The following is a 12,949-nucleotide window of genomic DNA, read 5'->3' on the forward strand; positions in this document are numbered from 1 at the left end:
ATGAGCTCTTCGTACGTGCCCTGCTGGACGACCCGGCCCCGGTCCATGACCACGATGCGGTCCGCGCCGAGGCCGAGGGACCTTCCACTCTTCCTCCATCGGGCTGCGACCTGCCGCCCGCACCCTGACCGCATGGTCCGCAAGTCTGTGCAGAGGGGGGATCGGTGTGTCCCGTAAGCAGCAGCACACGCCCGTACTGGTGGTAGGTGCCGGGCTGGCGGGGCTGTCCACGGCCCTGTTCCTGGCCTGGCACGAGGTGCCCGCCCTCGTGGTGGAACGCCACCGGGGCATGTCCCCGCATCCCCGGGCCCGGGGAATCAACCCCCGGGCCATGGAACTGATGCGGTCGGTCGGCCTCGAGGAGGAGGTCCGCGCCACCGAGTCGGCGCGGGCCCTGGCCGGCAACAGCGGCGTGTACGCCGCGCAGTCGCTCGCGGGGCACCAGCTCGGTGCGCTCCACGAGCAGTACTTCATGGACGTCAGGACCGACCTGAGCGGCCTGACGCCGACCGGCTGGTGCCTGTGCCACCAGGACGAGTTCGAGCCGGTGATCCGGCGCCGCGCCGAGGAGCTCGGCTCCCGGTTCCGCTACGGCACCGAGATGGTCTCCTTCCGCCAGGAGGAGGGCGAGCACGGCATCACCGCCGAGCTGCGCGACCGGGACACCGGTGAGACCAGCGTGGTCACCGCCGACTACCTGGTCGCGGCGGACGGTCCGGGCAGCCCGGTCCGCACGCAGCTGGGCATCGGGGTGGAGGGGCCGGGCACGACCGGGCACTTCCTCAACATCCACTTCGAGGCCGATCTCGCCGAGCAGCTCGGCGAGCGCCGGTTCATCATGTGCTACACGTTCAACGACGCCGTCCGCGGCGCGCTGATGCCGCTGGACAACGCGCGGCGCTGGCTGCTCCACGTGACCTTCGACCCCCAGGCCGAGGACCCGGAGTCCTTCACCGAGGAGCGCTGCCGGGACCTGGTGCGGGCCGCCGCCGGCGTGCCCGACCTGGACGTCAAGGTCATCGGCGCCATGCCGTGGGAGGCCGCGGGCCGCTGGGCCGCCTCGTTCGGCTCCGACCGGGTGTTCGTCATCGGCGACGCGGCCCACGTCATGCCGCCCAGCGGGGCCTTCGGCTCCAACACGGGCGTGCAGGACGCGCACAACCTGGCCTGGAAGCTGGCCGCGGTCCTCTCCGGCCAGGCCGGCCCGGGGCTGCTGGACAGCTACGACGCCGAGCGCCGGCCGGTCGGCGCGGCGACCGTGGAGCAGGCCGTGCTGCGCTCCAAGGACCGTCCGAGGCTCGCCGACAAGGAGCCCGCGCCGAGCAACCCTGCGATCCACGCCGACACCGAGGTCTGGTTCGGCGGACAGTACCGCTCCGGCGCCGTGGTCCCGTCCGACGGGGACGGTGCCCCGGAGGGGGTGTGGAACCCCCTGCCGGGCGGGCGGCCGGGTACGCGCGCCCCGCACGTGGTCCTCGAGCGGGCCGGCCGTTCCGTGTCGGCCATCGACCTGTTCACCAGGAACCTGGTGCTCCTCGCCGGCGCGGACGCGCAGGGCTGGGCGGGCGCCGGCCGGTCGGCGGCCCGCGTGCTCGGCGTCACCCTCGACGTGCTCCGGTTCGGCGAGGACGGCCTGGCCGACCCGGGCGGCGCCTGGAACGCGGCCTACGGAGTCGGCCCGCAGGGCGCCGTCCTGGTCCGCCCCGACGGGGTGGTGGCCTGGCGTTCGACGGGACCGCACCCCGAAGCGGACGCGGTACTCGCCGGCGTACTGGCCCAGGTGCTCGCCCGCTAGCCGGCCGGTCCACACCGCCGGCCACGCCACCGGCACCCAACAGCCCGACCGAAGCGATGGAGTGAGCATGTCTGGAATTACCGGCTGGGTGGACTTCGCCCGGGACCTCACCCGGGAACGCAGCACCATCCTGGCCATGACCTCGACGATGGCCCTGCGCGGGCCGGACGGCGAAGGCGTCTGGGTGGCGCCGCGGGTGGGCATCGGACACCGCCGCCTCGCGGTCTTCGACCTCGAGGACGGGCGGCAGCCGGTCGCCGTGGAGCACGACGGCCGGACCATAGCCGTGGCCGCCCACAGCGGCTCGATCCTCAACCACGAGGAGCTGCGCGCGGAACTGTCCTCGCGCGGGCACCGCTTCCGTGCGGGCGGTGACACCGAGACCCTGCTGCACGCCTTCCTGGAGTGGGGCCCGGCGGCGGCGGAGCGTCTGGAGGGCACCTTCGCGGGCGTGGTGTGGGACGCCAGGTCCGAGGAGCTGTACCTGGTCCGGGACCGGCTCGGCGTCGAGCCGCTCTTCTACTACCCGACCGCGACCGGCATCGTGTTCGGCTCCGAGGCGAAGGCGATCCTCGCCCATCCCCTGGTGGAGCCGGAGGTGGACGCGGACGGCCTGCGGGAGATCTTCACGTACTCGGGCACCCCGCACGTCTCCCCTTTCCGCGGCATGCACCGGCTGCGCGCCGGCCACCACCTGGTGGTCCGGCGCGGGGGCATCACGAAGACGCAGTGGTGGGAGATCTCGGCGGCGGAGCACACCGACAGCCTCGACGTCACGGTCGACACGATCCGCGGGCTCCTCGAGGAGAGCATCACCCGCAACCTGCGGACCGAGGCCCCCGTCGGCTCGCTGCTCTCCGGCGGCCTGGACTCCAGCGGGGTCGTCGGCCTCGCCGACGCCGAGCTGCGCAAGTCCGGCAAGCGCATCCGTACCTTCACCGTGGACTTCGCGCAGCACGCGGAGAACTTCCAGGCCACCGACACGCGCCAGTCGCCCGACGCGCCGTACGCGGCCGACGTGGTGCGCCACCTCGGGACGGATCACACCGACGTGGTGCTGGACCCCTCGGAGCTGAGCGACGCGGTGGCTCGCTGGTCGGTGCTGCGGGCCAAGGACTACCCGACACCGCTCGGCGACATGAACACCTCGCTGTACCTGCTGGCCCAGGCGGTGGCGCAGCGGGAGACGAAGGTGGTCCTCACCGGTGAGGCCGCCGACTCGCTCTTCCACGGGGTCGCCTGGAACCGGGACCCGGTCGAGAGCACGATGGACACCTTCCCCTGGGTCGCCCGCGGCGTGGTCCGCGACGACGCCGCGGGCCTGGGCTGCGGACTCTTCGGGGACTCGCTGCTCAAGGACCTGGCGCCGCTGGAGTACGCGGCCCAGCGCTACCGGGAGTCCGTCTCCGAGGCCCCCCACCTGCCGGGGATGTCGGACCAGGAGAAGCACATGCGCGAGCTGTGCTGGGTGCACCTGACCAACTTCATGGAGAACCAGAACGGGCACACGGAGCGGCTGTTCAAGGCCGTGGGCCTCGAGGTGCGGATGCCGTACTGCGACCACCGGCTCGTGCAGTACGCGTACAACCTGCCCTGGGACATGCAGAACTTCGACGGCCGCGAGAAGAGCCTGCTGCGCGCCGCCGTCCAGCACGTCCTGCCGCAGAGCGTCATCGACCGGCGCAAGACGCCGTACCCGGTGACTCTCGACCCGGGCTACGAGAAGGCGCTGCGCACAGAGATGCGGGAGCTGCTCGCCGACACGGACGCGCCGGTCCAGCCGCTGCTCGACCGGGCCGCGGTGCAGGCCACCCTGGACGACCCGGACGGCCTGAGCCGCTGGGCCAAGCGCGCGAACGTCGAGCTGCCGATCCAGCTGAACACCTGGCTGCGCAAGTACGGCGTCCGGCTGGTGCTCTGACCGCACCCGCCCCGTACGCCGATGGCGGCCGTCCCCCGAGGGGGCGGCCGCCATCCGGCTTCTGCCGTCCTGTTCTCGCCGGCGGACTGTCGCCGACGGGCTCGGCTCAGCCGGTGCCCTCCGGTGTCGTCTCCGGTTTCGTGAGCGTTACTGCCAGAAGACCTACTCAATGACGATCGTCGAGCCAGCTCGTTCGACGGACCCGCGGGGCGCGCACGTCCTCTACCACCGCACCGCCGACCCGCACCTGGTCCAGTCCGCGGCCCAAGGCGGGCCGGTGAACTCTGCGCTCACTCGCCTGGTCCGAGCGAAGCCACTCGGTGGTGGATCCGGGAAGCCTCTTCCAGGAAGGCCTTCGCTTTGTCCGGGTCGGCGCACGCAGCGGCCCGCTGTTCGAGATCACGGACGTGCTGGTCGAGCTCGGGATCCCGTGCGAGGGCGTACTCTCCCCACCAACGCGCGAGGAACGCCGGCGCCGCACCGATGTCATACGTGTCGGCGATCTTCGCCTGCCAGTTGGCCTCGAAGTCGGCCAGCAGCTGCGGTGCGTACGCAGCGATCGCCGCGCGCAAGGCGGGAATGTTGCGCTCAGGCATCGGGGGCACCTGATGAAAGGGCCCTGGAGCGGTGGTCATGCGGGAATCCTCTTCCGGTCGACGCCCTCCACGATAGTGCGCGTAGCCGGAGAGGAGGGGCGGTCACCCGAACGGGTAAGACCGCAGACGCGGAGCAACGTCCGCCGCACGATCACGACCGGCCGGGGGCACACGATCACGCTGCCCGGCGCGGTTCGGCAGATGCCTGCGCAGATCCGGACGGCGTAGCCCGACACCACATCGGTGCACGCCCCCCGTCGGCGTTCCCGGTCAGTGGCCGGCGTGGTCCGCGGAGACGGTGCGGGGGGCCTTGCCCTCCGTGCCGGGTTCCACGACGGTGAACTGGCCCATCATTCCCTGGTCCTCGTGGAACAGCACGTGGCAGTGGTACATGTACGGCTTGTGCGGATCGGTGAGGGTGTCGAAGCGGACGGCGAGCCGGATGGTGCCGAACTCCGGCAGGTAGACGGTGTCCTTGGGGCCCTGGACGTAGGCGGGGGGCTCGTGGCCGTTCACGTCGATGACGCTGAAGGTCGCGCCGTGCAGGTGGAAGGCGTGGATCCAGGTGTCGCCGCGGTCGATCTCCCAGATCTCGGTCGCTCCGGCCGGCACGACCTCGTCGACGCGGGTCATGTCCATGGTCTTGCCGTTGATCTGGAAGCCGACGAAGTCGAACTTGCGCACCTTCGCGCCGGCGGGAGCCGTGACGGGCTCCGGGGCCCCGTCGACGCGGGTGGGCAGCTCCGGGGAGCCGGTGAGCTTCTGGGCGGCCCGCAGTTCGAGGAGGTCGAAGGTGTCGTCGCTGCCCATGTAGCGGTCGGTGGGGAAGCCGAAGCCCAGCTCGGGCGGGAAGCTGCGCAGCACCGCCTTCTCGCCGGGCTTGAAGGCCACGACGATCTCGGCCCGCTCGCCCGGACCCAGGCGCAGCCGGGTCATGTCCTGGGGGCGCTTGAGCAGCCCGTTGTCGACGGCCACCAGGTGGAAGCTGCGGTCGTCGGGGAAGCCGATCCGGTAGACGCGGGCGTTGGAGCCGTTGAGCAGCCGGAGGCGCACCCGCTGGGTGGTGACGTCGAAGTGCGGGTTGTAGGTGCCGTTGACCAGGATGGTGTCGCCGAGCAGGCCGATGTTGTCGACGCCGGCGATCGAGGCCTGCAGGTGGGTCTCGGTGAAGTCGAGGGATCCGTCGTCGTGGAAGTTCTTGTCCTGGATCACCAGGGGTATGTCGTCGACGCCGTACGTGGAGGGCAGGCCCGCCCGGTCCGACGCGTCGTCGTCGAGGATGATCATTCCGGCCACGCCCCGGTACACGTGGCTGCCCGTGGCACCGTGCGGGTGCGGGTGGTACCAGAGGGTCGAGGCGGGCTGGTGCACGGTCCACTCGGGGCGCCAGTTCCCGCCCGCGGGGATCATCTGGTGCGGTCCGCCGTCCATGGAGGCGGGCAGGTGCATGCCGTGCCAGTGCAGGGTGGTCGCCTCGGGCAGGCCGTTGCGCACGTCCATCGCGACGAGGTCGCCGCGGCGGGCCCGCAGGGTGGGGGCGAGGTAGGTTCCGTTCGCGCCCCAGGTGGCGGTCTTCTTGCCGGGGAGCAGCTCGGTGGTGCCCGGGGCGAGGTCGAGCCGGTAGGTGCGACGGCCGCCGGACGGCTCGGGGTGGAGCAGCTCGGGAATGCGGAGCGGGTTCGCGAAGTCGAGGTCTCCGACGTTGCTGCGCCGGTAGTCCTGGTAGACCCACAGGAAGTTGCCGCCGTAGCCGGCCCCCGCGACCAGGGCCGCGCCTCCCAGTGTGAGGAAGAGCCGGCGGCGGACGGGTCGTTGGGAAGGCTTCATGGTGCATCCTCGCAATTTGCCACTCGGTCTTCCCATGGTTCCGCCCCGCTCCTCGAGTGCGGCTCGTGAGCCGCTGGAGCGGGGCGGAGATCCCGGTACGGGACCGGCCGGGCGGTCACTGGCCGGCGGGCTCCAGGCGGAACACGACCTCGGTCACGTCCATCACCCCGGCCCGCCGGTAGGGCTTGAGCTTCTGGCGGTGCAGGGTGTGGCGCGCGCTGACCTCGAAGTCGCGGAACTCCTTCTCGGTCCTCCACTCGGTGAAGACGAAGTAGAGGCCGACCGCCTCGTTCGACTTCACCAGCGTCTGGCCGAGGTTGGCGGGCTCGGTGGCGATGGCTTCGCCGATGGTCAGCCAGACCTTCTCGAAGTCGGCCGCCATCTCCGGGAAGATCTCCATGCGGAGGATCACCCGGATCGGGGCGGACTGCCCCGGGGCGGAGCCGTCGGCGGTTGCGGTCTCGGTTGCGGTGGCGGTCATGAGCTCCCCTTGTCCGCGGGCGGCTGGTCCAGCCTCAGAACCCGCTTGATCATGCTGCGCAGCACGTTCCGGGTGAAGATCGGCGCTTCGGCGCAGCGCCAGGCGACGACTCCGTCGGGGCGCACCAGTACGGCGCCCTGGGCGGTGACCCCGTACAGCTCGGGCCAGCGGTCGTCGAGGTCGTCGAGGTCGACGCCCATGCCGTACAGCGAGAGCGGTGTTCCGAGCTCGGCGGCGACGGACCGGCCGGCTTCCAGCCAGGGCCGGTTGTCCGGCCCGGTGAGCAGCACCATCGACCGGCCGAAGAGGTCCAGTACGGAGATCTCCGAGCCGCCGTAGCGCAGCCGCAGGTGGGGGGCGCGGCAGCCGGGGCGGCCGTCGTTCTCCGCGGCCCACACTCCGAATCCCGGCAGGGTGCCCTCGTCCCAGGGCATCACGGCGGCGGAGCGGTAGCGGGCGGCGCGCCAGACCAGCGGGTCCTCCGCGATCTCCGGCGAGGCCGGCTCGGGGGACTGCTTGATGAGGCGGCGGCGGTCCTGGGAGCGCAGTACGGCCTGCTCGACCGTGGCCGCACAGACCGGCCGCCGCTCCTCGTCGTACGTCTCCAGCAGGTCGGGATCGGCCCAGCCGTTGAGGACGGCCGAGATCTTCCAGGCCAGGTTGTGCCCGTCCAGGACGCCGGTGCCGGCGTCGAACCCGCCGCTGGGCGGCATCACGTGGGCCGCGTCGCCCACGAGGAAGACCCGGCCGTCGGAGAACCGGCCCGCGGTCCTGGCCTCGCCCGCCCAGGCGTTGACCTGGAGGATGTCCGGGTCGAGGTTCCTGACCCCGGTCGCGGCCCGGATCAGTTCCGCGCAGCGCTCGGGGGTGAAGGACTCCAGCGGCTCGCGCTCCGGGTCGTACTTGACGTGCAGCAGCCAGTCCTCGGAGTTGTCGAGCGGCATGAGGGAGCCGTGCAGGAGCGGGTTCACCGTGTAGCACATGATGAACTTGCGGCCGCGGGTCTCGTTCTGGAGGTTGGCGATGAAGCGGACCGTGACGAAGTGGCCCAGCGTGTGGCCCTCGAAGGGGATGCCGAGCCGGCTGCGCACCTGGCCGTCGGTGCCGCCGGCGTCGACCAGGTAGCAGGCCTTGATCTGCCGCTGCTCGCCCGTCTCGGGGTCCCGTACGAGTGCGGTGACCTCGTCGACGCCGGGGCCGCCCTGGTCGAAGGAGACCAGCTCGTTGTGGATCTCCACGAGGAGGCCGAGGTGTTCCGCGCGGTCGCGGAGCACGGCTTCCAGCTCCCGTTCGTCGGCCAGGCACCAGCTGGTCGGCGACAGCGTGCCCGGTTCGGCCTGCACGTCCAGGAGGTACTTCTCGTCGATCGTGCTGAGGTCCCACCCGCTGAGGGTGTCCGCGAGGGCGATCCCGTTGTTCTCCTCGAGCGCCTTCGCGGAGGGCAGCCGGCGGATCTTCTCCTCCAGGCCCAGGGAGCGCAGGAGCTCCATGGCCCGGGGGTGGACACCGAGGATGCGCGGCGGCCGGAGGCGCTCGCGCACCCCTTCCAGCAGCAGGCAGTCCACTCCCTGCTCGGCGAGGAACAGGGCCGTCGCCAACCCGGCCAGCCCTCCGCCGGCCACCAGGACATCCGTGTTACGGAGCGCACTGCGGCCTGTACCGCGCACTGTCCTCACATCCCTTCATCTGCTAGGAGCGGTGCTCCACCAGCACGGCGGCGTCCTTGTTGCCGTCGCCTTCCGCGACGACCGACGCGAACTGCTCGCGCACGAGGTCCAGTACGGGCATCCGGGTGCCGTATTCGGCGGCCGCCTCGATGGCGATCCGGATGTCCTTCTCCATCAGCTCCGACCGGAAGAAGGCCGGCTCGTAGCTGCGCTTGAGCATCAGGTGCGCACGGAACCGCATGACCATGGAGCTGAACCCGCTCTGCGAGACGACGCCGATGAGCTGGTCGCGGTCGAGTCCGGCGGCGGTGCCGTACGCGACGGCCTCGGCGAGGGAGGCGACCTGGGCGCCGAGCAGCAGGTTGAGGATCAGTTTCATGGCGGCGGCGTTGCCGGGGGCACCGACGTGGGTGACCTCGCTGCCGATCTCCTCCAGGACCGGGCGCACCTCGTAGAGGTCTTCCGGGTCGCCGGAGACGTACACCCGCAGTTCGCCCTTGCGGGCCTGGAGCGGGTTGCCGACGACACAGGCCTCGACGCGGCGCAGGCCCTTGTCCGCGAGGCGGGTCGCGGCCTCGCGGGCGTAGGCCGGCGAGACGGTCGAGGTGTCGACGATGACGGTGCCGGGAGCCAGTACGGGCACCACCCGGCCGAACAGGATCTCCTCGACCGCCTTCTCGTCGCTGAGGCTCAGCATGACGATGCCGTGGCCGGCGGCGGCGCGCTCGGGGGCGTCGGCCAGCTTGGCGCCCGCCGCGACGAGCGCGGCCGCCTTGCTGGCGGTCCGGTTGTAGACGGTCAGGGCGTACCCGGACTCCACCAGGCGGCCGGCCATGCCGCCGCCCATGTTGCCGAGGCCGATGAAAGCCAACTGTCGGTTGGTCATGGGGAGTTCTCTTTCCTTCCGGTCCGGCTGCCGGTTCGGGAGTCCGGGGTACTGGCTGCGTGGCTTCCTTGCGTGGGACGGGACCCGGGGGCCGTCAGTACGCGGCGTCGACCTCGTAGAGGGCGAACGGCGCGCTCGTACGGGTGTCGCGGAACGGTCGCAGCGGGGCGGTGTCCTCGCGGTGCTCCGCCCCGTCCTCCCAGATCCGGAAGGCCGCCATGGACTCCCAGCGGCTGACCACGACGAGCGCGGTCGGGTCCGCGGGGGACCGCAGCAGCTCGTTGCCGAGCATGCCGGGGACCCCCGCGAGCCGCTTGCTGACCAGGTGGTACGCGTCCCGAACGGCGGCCAGCTGCTCTTCGTCGTGGGCCGCCTGGTAGACCAGGACCCTTACCTCACCGGGCATCGGCTGCCGCCTTGCCCTCGATGGTGGTGAGCACCTCCATGACGTGGAAGGAGCCGCCCTTGCGGAAGGGGTGCAGCGTCGCGCGGTGTTCGAGGTGCGCGGGGCTCTCCTCGAACTCGCGGAAGCGCGGCTCGTCCGTCCAGTCGCTGATGATCACGAAGATGGTCTTGCCGCCGGCCGTGCGGTCGTCCTCGCGGGCCAGGGACTGGCCGAGGTTCGCCGGGTGGCCGGTGACCGCCTCGGTGCCCTCCAGCCAGGCCTTCTGGAAGTCGGCCTCCTTGCCCGGCTCGATCTCCATGCGGAGCATGACGCGGAAGGCCATCAGGAGATACCTCCGTCGACACCGATCGTGTTGCCGGTGACGTAGCGGGACAGGTCGCTGGCGAGCCACAGGATGGCGCCGGCCACCTCGTCGGGGGTGCCGAGCCGGCCGAGCGCGGTCTTCGCGCCGTACCGCTCCGACATCACCTTCTGCTGCTCGGGCGGCATCGCGAAGAAGTTCTCGGTCTCGATGACGCCGAGCGCGACCACGTTGAAGCGGATGCCCTGCGAGCCGAACTCCTTGGCCAGCGAGCGGTTCAGGCCCACGAGCGCGGCCTTCGTCGTGGTGTAGTGCGCGCGCAGCGGGATGCCGGCGTCGACGGCGCGGGAGCCGATCGAGACGACCGAGGAGCCCTCGCCGAGCAGCGGCAGCGCGTTCTGGATGACCAGGTGGGCGCCGGTGATGTTGGTGGCGAGGATCCGGTTCCACTCGTCGAGCGGGAGGTCCTTGTACGGGATGTGGCTGATCGCGCCGGCGTTGTTGACCAGGAGGTCGAGGCGGCCGCCGGTCAGCTCGCCGACCTGCCGCAGCAGGCCCGCGATCTCCTCGGGCTGGGAGAGGTCGGCGCGCAGCACGTGGTGGTTGCCGCCGATCTCCTTCAGCTCGTTCTCCAGGGAGGTGACGAAATCACTCTCGCGCTGGTAGCAGGTGATGACGTCGACACCGGCCTGGGCGAGCGCCAGTACGACGCCCCGCCCGACACCGCGGGTGCCGCCGGTGACCAGGGCCTTTTTACCCCGGAGTTCGAGGTCCATGGGTGTTCCTCCGTGAAGTAGCGTGTTGAGGGAAGGCGGGGCGGCACTCAGAGCAGGAAGCCGAGTGCCGTGCAGTTGACGACGAGCGCGGCGATGGTGAGCCAGCTGCGCAGGCGGTTCCAGGCGCCCCAGACCTGCCGGGGGTCGCGTTCGGCGAAGTCGCTCGGCAGGTTGTCCGGGTCGAGGGTGCGCATCCACCGGTTGACCGGGACGTTCTTGGTGACGGAGATGACGGCCGTCACCGCGGCGAGCAGGGCCGCCACGGCGAACAGGGTCTGCGCCCCGGCCACCGGCGCGCCGACGGCGAGCACCACGTCACAGGCGATGGTGCCCAGCAGGCAGATGGGCATCGCCGGGTCGTAGCGCGTCCCGAAGAACGCGTGGGCGTTGACGTAGCGGTCGGCCGGCAGGGACGCCAGGTAGGGGAAGCCCCCGAGCTGGGTGCCGAAGAGGACTCCGGCGGCCAGCCCGTTGACCAGGAGGAGCAACGGGGCGATGAAGGTCAGCACCAGGTGCTCCTCAGCGGACGAGGGCGCGGGCCTGGGCTTCGACCCGCTCCTTGATGAGTTCCATCTGGATCTTGGTGTTGCGGTTCAGGTGCTCCGTCATGGCGTCGTCCGTGGCCGGGGCCTCGGGCTTCATGTGGAAGTCCTGGATCCAGCGCATCCGTACGCCGCCCGCGGGCTCCTGCGTGTACTCCCACTGGATGTTCATGAACTCGAACGGTCCGGTCTCCACGCGCTCGGCCCGGACGGTGCGGGTGGCGGTGTCGCGGGTGCGGCGGGAGACCCAGCTCCAGACGTTGCCGTCCTCGTCGGGGTGCATGGTGAGGCGGAAGACGACCGTGTCACCCTCCTGTTCGAGCACCTCTGCGGTGGCGTACTCGCTGAACAGGTTCGGCCAGTTCGGGACGTCGTTGGTGATGTCCCAGACGACGTCCATGGGGGCGTCGATGACGATGAAGTTGTCGGTGTGTCCAGCCACGGTTCGGTGCTCCTCGATGGGTCGGCTCGGATCGTGTCTTCAGCCGTGTCGGCCGTGTGGGGGGAGGTGCGGCCCGCTCAGCGGCCGAGGACCAGAGCGGAGGTGAAACCGCCGTGGCCGCGGGCCAGGACCAGCGCGTGACGCAGGGACTGCTCCCGGGGAGCGCCGGTGACCAGGTCGATCTCGTAGCCGGGTGCGAGCGCGCGGACGTGGGCGGTGTGGGGGATCACGCCTTCGCGCAGGGACAGCAGGGCGGTGGCGACGTCGAGCGGCGCGCCTCCGCCGTAGAGCCGTCCGGTGAGCGTCTTCGGCGCGGTGACCGGGACGCCCCGGGGACCGAAGATCTCGGTGAGGGTCCGTGCCTCGTCGCGGTCGTCCGCGGGGATGCCCGCGGCGTCGGCGAAGACGACGTCGATGTCGGCCGGGGTGAGGCCGGCGTCGGCGATGGCGGCCTCGGCCGTACGGCGCAGCGCGCGCGGACGGCCGGACTCGGGCGCCGGGTCGAAGCCCGAGGCGTATCCGAGGACGCGTCCGTAGTTCTGCGCGCCGCGCTCTTCCGCGGCCTCGGCGCTCTCCAGTACGAGGATCGCGCCGCCCTCTCCGGGCAGGTAGCCGGAGGCCTCCTCGTCGAACGGCACGTAGGCGCGGTCCGGGTCGGCGACCGTGGAGAGCTTGCCGGTGGTGAGCTGCGCGGTCAGGGCGTACGGGCACAGCGAGGCGTCCGTGCCGCCGGTGACGACGAGGCGGGAGCCCTTGCGGGTGAGGCGCCGGGCCTGGCCGATGGCGTCGAGTCCGCCGGCCTGCTCGCCCGCGAGCACTCCGCACGGCCCGCGCATGTTGTGCTTGATGGACACCTGGCCGGTGGTCGCCGCGTAGAACCAGGCGATCGACTGGTAGGCGCCGACCCAGGTGGGGTCGTTCTGGTAGAGCGCGGTCATCTCCTTCTGGCCGAACTCCGTGCCGCCGGAGGACGAGGAGGTGACGACGGCCATCTCGTACTCGGGGATGGCGCTCAGGTCGGCGCCCGAGTCCTGGAGCGCCGCTTCGCTGGCGGCCAGGGCGAGATGGGTCCAGTGGTCGGTCTGCGAGATGAGCCGGTTCGGCTTGACCGATTCCTGGGCGCTGAAGCCCGGTACCTGTCCGGCGTGCCGCACCGGGTAGCTCGACGGGTCGAACCGGCCGATGCGGTCGATCCCCGACTTGCCGGCGAGGACCGAGGTCCAGTGGGCCTCGACGCCGACACCGGTGGGAGCGAAGATCCCGAGGCCGGTGATCACCGGGGGGCGGTGGTCGGAGGAGGGGGCCATCA

13 protein-coding genes are annotated in these 12,949 nt (G+C 71.3%); 2 read left to right on the forward strand and 11 right to left on the reverse strand.

Annotated features, from left to right (window positions below; translation table 11 throughout):
• Positions 1–166 precede the first annotated feature (166 nt).
• Entirely contained in the window at positions 167–1,795 is a 1,629-nt protein-coding gene (locus tag ABZY44_RS05185; protein WP_356650224.1) for an FAD-dependent monooxygenase, read from the forward strand.
• A gap of 67 nt (positions 1,796–1,862) precedes the next feature.
• On the forward strand, positions 1,863–3,716 hold the full coding sequence (gene asnB, locus ABZY44_RS05190; protein ID WP_356650225.1) for an asparagine synthase (glutamine-hydrolyzing): 1,854 nt from the start codon (positions 1,863–1,865) through the stop codon (positions 3,714–3,716).
• Positions 3,717–4,006: 290 nt separating this feature from the next.
• Here asnB and ABZY44_RS05195 read toward each other — a convergent pair whose 3' ends face one another.
• The 11 genes from ABZY44_RS05195 to ABZY44_RS05245 all read right to left on the reverse strand — a co-directional run bounded on the left by ABZY44_RS05195 (position 4,007) and on the right by ABZY44_RS05245 (position 12,947).
• A complete protein-coding gene (locus ABZY44_RS05195; RefSeq protein WP_356650226.1) occupies positions 4,007–4,312 on the reverse strand; it encodes a hypothetical protein in 306 nt (101 codons plus the stop codon).
• Positions 4,313–4,582: 270 nt separating this feature from the next.
• Positions 4,583–6,139 (reverse strand): multicopper oxidase domain-containing protein, encoded by a 1,557-nt coding sequence (locus ABZY44_RS05200; RefSeq protein WP_356650227.1) that lies wholly within the window; start codon positions 6,137–6,139, stop codon positions 4,583–4,585.
• A 115-nt stretch (positions 6,140–6,254) separates the two neighbouring features.
• Positions 6,255–6,620: an antibiotic biosynthesis monooxygenase family protein gene (locus ABZY44_RS05205; protein ID WP_356650228.1), complete on the reverse strand. Its 366-nt coding sequence runs from the start codon at positions 6,618–6,620 to the stop codon at positions 6,255–6,257.
• Positions 6,617–8,242: an FAD-dependent monooxygenase gene (locus ABZY44_RS05210; RefSeq protein ID WP_356650229.1), complete on the reverse strand. Its 1,626-nt coding sequence runs from the start codon at positions 8,240–8,242 to the stop codon at positions 6,617–6,619. Before ABZY44_RS05210 ends, ABZY44_RS05205 begins: the two co-directional genes overlap by 4 nt.
• 67 nt (positions 8,243–8,309) lie before the next feature.
• A complete protein-coding gene (locus ABZY44_RS05215) occupies positions 8,310–9,173 on the reverse strand; it encodes an NAD(P)-dependent oxidoreductase (RefSeq protein WP_356650230.1) in 864 nt (287 codons plus the stop codon).
• Between the two features lie 94 nt (positions 9,174–9,267).
• Positions 9,268–9,579, reverse strand: coding sequence for an antibiotic biosynthesis monooxygenase family protein (locus ABZY44_RS05220; protein ID WP_356650231.1), 312 nt, complete (start codon positions 9,577–9,579; stop codon positions 9,268–9,270).
• Positions 9,569–9,901, reverse strand: coding sequence for an antibiotic biosynthesis monooxygenase family protein (locus ABZY44_RS05225; RefSeq protein ID WP_356650232.1), 333 nt, complete (start codon positions 9,899–9,901; stop codon positions 9,569–9,571). The genes ABZY44_RS05220 and ABZY44_RS05225 overlap by 11 nt, the downstream gene beginning before the upstream one ends.
• On the reverse strand, positions 9,901–10,656 hold the full coding sequence (locus ABZY44_RS05230; RefSeq protein WP_356650233.1) for an SDR family oxidoreductase: 756 nt from the start codon (positions 10,654–10,656) through the stop codon (positions 9,901–9,903). Before ABZY44_RS05230 ends, ABZY44_RS05225 begins: the two co-directional genes overlap by 1 nt.
• A gap of 47 nt (positions 10,657–10,703) precedes the next feature.
• The gene (locus tag ABZY44_RS05235; protein ID WP_356650234.1) at positions 10,704–11,165 is read right to left on the reverse strand and encodes a DUF1772 domain-containing protein; all 462 of its coding nucleotides are present in this window, start codon (positions 11,163–11,165) and stop codon (positions 10,704–10,706) included.
• A gap of 10 nt (positions 11,166–11,175) precedes the next feature.
• Positions 11,176–11,640 carry an SRPBCC family protein gene (locus ABZY44_RS05240; RefSeq protein ID WP_356650235.1) on the reverse strand — a complete coding sequence of 155 codons (465 nt, stop codon included), beginning with the start codon at positions 11,638–11,640 and terminating at the stop codon, positions 11,176–11,178.
• 77 nt (positions 11,641–11,717) lie between these two features.
• Entirely contained in the window at positions 11,718–12,947 is a 1,230-nt protein-coding gene (locus ABZY44_RS05245; protein ID WP_356650236.1) for a ketosynthase chain-length factor, read from the reverse strand.
• Between the last annotated feature and the right edge of the window lie 2 nt (positions 12,948–12,949).

This window comes from Streptomyces sp. NPDC006544 (assembly GCF_040611715.1).
Taxonomy (GTDB): domain Bacteria; phylum Actinomycetota; class Actinomycetes; order Streptomycetales; family Streptomycetaceae; genus Streptomyces.

Bases quoted from the DNA above. Each gene is read 5' to 3' on its own strand.
- asnB (WP_356650225.1), top strand. From the start codon at position 1,863: ATGTCTGGAATTACCGGCTGGGTGGACTTCGCCCGGGACCTCACCCGG.
- ABZY44_RS05230 (WP_356650233.1), bottom strand. From the start codon at position 10,656: ATGGACCTCGAACTCCGGGGTAAAAAGGCCCTGGTCACCGGCGGCACC.
- ABZY44_RS05220 (WP_356650231.1), bottom strand. From the start codon at position 9,579: ATGCCCGGTGAGGTAAGGGTCCTGGTCTACCAGGCGGCCCACGACGAA.
- ABZY44_RS05205 (WP_356650228.1), bottom strand. From the start codon at position 6,620: ATGACCGCCACCGCAACCGAGACCGCAACCGCCGACGGCTCCGCCCCG.
- ABZY44_RS05245 (WP_356650236.1), bottom strand. From the start codon at position 12,947: ATGGCCCCCTCCTCCGACCACCGCCCCCCGGTGATCACCGGCCTCGGG.
- ABZY44_RS05195 (WP_356650226.1), bottom strand. From the start codon at position 4,312: ATGCCTGAGCGCAACATTCCCGCCTTGCGCGCGGCGATCGCTGCGTAC.
- ABZY44_RS05215 (WP_356650230.1), bottom strand. From the start codon at position 9,173: ATGACCAACCGACAGTTGGCTTTCATCGGCCTCGGCAACATGGGCGGC.
- ABZY44_RS05225 (WP_356650232.1), bottom strand. From the start codon at position 9,901: ATGGCCTTCCGCGTCATGCTCCGCATGGAGATCGAGCCGGGCAAGGAG.
- ABZY44_RS05200 (WP_356650227.1), bottom strand. From the start codon at position 6,139: ATGAAGCCTTCCCAACGACCCGTCCGCCGCCGGCTCTTCCTCACACTG.